We start from the raw sequence: 3,614 nt of genomic DNA on the forward strand, positions 1-3,614 counted from the left end.
TCAGGCACCCTAGCCATTACCGGTACAGGTATTACCTTAAATGGTGACATCACCACCAGTGGTACCCAAACGTATACGGGGGCAGTGACCTTAGGGAACTCACTGACTACATCATCTATTGGTGGAGCTTCAACAGGAAATAGTATTGCGTTTAGTAGTACGATCATTGGCACGCTAGCAAATACTCAAGCTCTCACATTGAATAGTGGTACGACTGGCACTATCGCTGTAACGGGTGCGATTGGCGGTACTTCTTTATCTACCCTTACGATTACTAATTCAGGGGGAGCCACCTTTAGTAGCAGTATCAATACGGGCACCAGTATCGTTATTAGTGAGAGCAGTGCAGCGACTCTAGTAAGCGTTGCTGGTAATTTGACAACTCCTACCTTAACTGTGACAGGTTCAGCAAATGCCTATAACGTTCGATTGATAGGTTCCGCGAATACGATCACTAATGCAGTTACCTTTGCTAATACCGGAACTTTAATACTAGGTGACGCCGCTGCCGACACCTTTACATTTAGCGGAGGCGTTACAGCTACTGCACCAAGCGCTGTAACTCTGGCCGGTAGCTTTACGAGTGGCGGAACATTTAGTGTGGGCGATGCTAATACGGGCATCACTCTGGCTGACAACACCAGTATTTCTACGGCAGCAGCAAATGCAGCCTTAAATCTAGATGGTGCTGTAGCAGGGGCCAGTAAGACCCTTACTCTGAATGCTGGAACATCAACTATCAGCTTTGGCAGTACAGCTACGGCCTTGGGAAATACTTCTCTGACTGCTAATGAAATTAATTTAGCCGGTAACTTTGCAGGCACTGGCACCCTAACGATTATTCCAAGCACGACAACAAGAGATATTTATCTGGGTTCTGCAGATAACAGCAACACTAGCGTACTTAATTTAACGGCTACCGAGCTAGCTTACTTAGTAGATGGATTCTCAGCAATTACGATTGGTGGCGGAACCTATTCCGGCAATATCAATTCTCAGGCAGCTCTGAGCTTTAAAGATCCGACAAGCTTTACTTCATCTGGCACATTTACGCTGGCTCATAATTTAGCGTTTGTTACAGGCACGAATGCCTCCTTTACGATCAACGGACCTTTAACCTGGAATGCTGGCGACATCACAACAGGCTCAGGCTTAATTAGCATTAATGGCAATATTGATTTGGGTGGGTCAAGCGTAAAAAATATTACGACATCCTCAGGTAACATCACGATCGGCGCTAGCTCATTAAATACATTGACTGGAAATAATTTAGATTTAGTCATTAATAGTGGTAGTGGCTCAACAACCATCAACTCTGCGATTAATGGGGTGGGCGCTTTCACGCTTGGTTCAAGTAATCAAAGTGGCGCCTTTTATATATTGAGCGATCTCAATGTTGGATCTATTTCAACTGGTACTACTGCATTTGATATTTACTTTGGCGCTTCACCAAATCTACTTAGTAACATTAAGATCACGGCTGATAATGGCTACACGGCATATTTAAATGGTGTATTACTAGGGTCGGGGAATAATTGGGGTGCAGCAGAAACTTTTAGTAGTTTAGGATCCCTTGTAAATGGCTTAAATGTGCTTGGTATCTACGCTTACGACCAAGGTGGAATAGCTGCATTACAAGCACTTTTAACTTACAGCAATGGTACGTACGCAGGCAGTAACGTGAATTGGAAAGTGACATCTACTGACCCAACCGCAAATACAAACTGGAATAAAATAGGTTTTAACGACAGCGCATGGGCGAATGCAACAATTGTTGGCCCATACAACACTGGTCCATGGGGCGCTGTCATCAGCAATTCAAATGCTAACTGGATTTGGGCATCAGATCCGAACGGCATTGATAATATTTGGGTACGATTTGCTTTCAGTACTAACAGTTCTGCTAGTACAAGTAACTTAACTGTTAATTCCAGCGCTAACTTTAGAAATGCCGGGGTACTCAATTTTAATAGTTCAGGCACGGCAAATATTGGCGGAACCTTCACTGCTGCTTCTCAATCCTCAGTCCAGTTAATGGGAGTTATTAATGCAGGCGGGGTAGTTACATTGGGTGCTGCTTCTACTCCAGTGAGCTTAGCTGGTGATACTACTATTTCAACAGCTACAGCTAACTCAAATGCTGGTGCAAATATAGCTATCAATGGAGTCATAAATGGAGCCTATGCGCTAAGCTTAAATGCTGTAGGCGGTGTTATTAACTTTAATAAGCCGGTAGGTACAAGCGCTGGCTTGAGTAGTGTTACGGTAAATAATGCCCAAACTGGTGCAGTGTCTTTTTCTGACGCTACCACTATGACAGCATTTAATTCAGGATCAGGCCCATACAATCTATCATTTATTGGCGCAACAAGTTCTATTTCGTATGCAACAACATTCAGCAATACAGGAACTCTAAACTTAGGGAACCTTTCAACTGATGTATTAACTTTTTCCGCAGGCTTTACTGCAACAGCCCCCAGCTCAGTAAGCTTGGCAGGAACGATCACCAGCAACGGCACAACATCGATTGGAGATGCTGGCACTCCAATTACTTTGCTTGCAGCAACGACAATTAATACTTCTGGTGGTGCGGTTAGTAACCGCAATCTCACCCTAGGTGGTGCCGTATCTGGAAGCAACCAAGCTTTAACGTTGACTACGGGTACCGGTGTTTTAGCAACTGCTGCACTAGGTTCAAGCGGTAATGGTTTAGGTGCTCTCATAATCAGCGCTGATGAATTTAATCCAACTGCCGATATTTATGGTCAATCCACCTTAGTCATTAAGCCCTATACCTCTGGCAATTCCATGATTTTAGGCGGCCTTGATAGTTCTAATAACAATTCCAATAGCGTTCTAGATTTAACTGTAAGTGAATTGGCTTTCATCAAGCCAGGATTTACAAGAATTACATTTGGATCGGCAACAGCTGGAGCCATTAGCACTGTTAGTGACCTTAGTTTCTCCAGTCCAGTCACTTTTGATACTAACGGCGCCAATATTAACTTAGGCGCTAATTTAGTAGGCATAGGTAATACAACCTTTATCTTTTCTGACCCTGTAGCTATCACTGCTTCAGCAGTGTTGATCAATACGGTAAATCAGTCGCTTACATTTAATGGCACATTAGATGGAAATATAAGTGGGGTGCCGGTATTAACTCTGAGTGTTGGTAGTGGCGACATTACATTAAATGGCACCATTGGAACTACTTATGACGTTGAGGTAGTACGCTCTGATAGTAGTGGGTACTTCAATATCAATGCAAATATTGATACATCAAGAATTAATACTGGTTCAGGTGGCACCACCATAATTGATGCAGCAAGTATTGTTACTAGTAGTACTCAGACCTATAACAATGCTGTATTAATTAAGCGTAATACCTCTTTAAGTTCTACTGGTGATATTTTGTTTAGTTCCACCATCAATACAGATGCTACTGCTACAACCCCTACGCTAACAATTAACTCCGGTTCTGCTAGTACTACTCTGAATGGAGCAGTGGGCGCTGTAAAAGTTCTCGGCGCCACCGCCATCACGGCTGGTTCCGTTGTGACAGGAGCAGGTGGCACGATCACGATGGGAGCTAATGCATTAGCTATTACGACTGA

Annotated in this window: 1 protein-coding gene; it reads left to right on the plus strand. The window is 43.5% G+C overall.

Features of this window, described 5'->3' with window-relative positions:
- On the plus strand, positions 1-3,614 hold a 3,614-nt coding region (locus tag B0G85_RS10170; protein WP_157799326.1), incomplete at both ends, for a beta strand repeat-containing protein.

This window comes from Polynucleobacter brandtiae, from assembly GCF_002797575.1.
GTDB classification, from domain to species: domain Bacteria; phylum Pseudomonadota; class Gammaproteobacteria; order Burkholderiales; family Burkholderiaceae; genus Polynucleobacter; species Polynucleobacter brandtiae.